Raw genomic sequence first — 749 nt, forward strand, 5'->3', positions numbered from 1 at the left:
GGGGGTATCTTTGACTACGATCAAAAGCATGAGCGTCTGACCGAGGTCAATCGCGAGCTTGAAGATCCGAGTGTCTGGAACAAACCTGAATACGCCCAGGAGCTGGGCCGCGAGCGCGCTGCGCTGGCGCAGATCGTCGATACCCTCGACGAACTGAACGGCGGTCTGGCCGATTGCCGCGACCTGCTGGACATGGCTGTCGAAGAAAACGACGAAGGCGCAGTGGGCGATGTTGTCGCCGAGCTGGCCCGTCTCGAGGACAACCTCGCCAAGCTAGAATTTCGCCGCATGTTCAGCCACGAGATGGACCCGAACAACGCCTACCTGGACATCCAGGCCGGTTCCGGCGGCACCGAAGCCCAGGACTGGGCCAACATCCTGCTGCGCATGTACCTGCGCTGGGCTGACAAACGCGGTTTCGACGCGACCATCATGGAACTGTCCGCCGGTGAAGTCGCCGGGATCAAAGGCGCGACCGTGCACATCAAGGGCGAATACGCCTTTGGCTGGCTGCGTACCGAAATCGGCGTACACCGTCTGGTGCGCAAGAGCCCGTTCGACTCCGGCAACCGTCGCCACACCTCGTTCTCGGCGGTTTTCGTCTCGCCAGAGATCGATGACAAGGTGGAAATCGAAATCAACCCGGCAGACCTGCGGATCGACACCTATCGTTCCTCCGGTGCCGGTGGTCAGCACGTAACCTCCACCGCCTCGGCCGTACGTTTTAGTCACGTACCGACCACCCCCGT

The 749-nt window shown here is 61.3% G+C and carries 1 protein-coding gene; it reads left to right on the top strand.

Annotated elements, in window-relative coordinates:
- On the top strand, positions 1 to 749 hold a 749-nt coding region (locus ACIOU6_RS27155; RefSeq protein WP_401139781.1), incomplete at both ends, for a PCRF domain-containing protein.

Source organism: Pseudomonas sp. NPDC087615 (assembly GCF_044743445.1).
In the GTDB taxonomy this organism is placed as follows: Bacteria; Pseudomonadota; Gammaproteobacteria; order Pseudomonadales; family Pseudomonadaceae; genus Aquipseudomonas; species Aquipseudomonas baetica_A.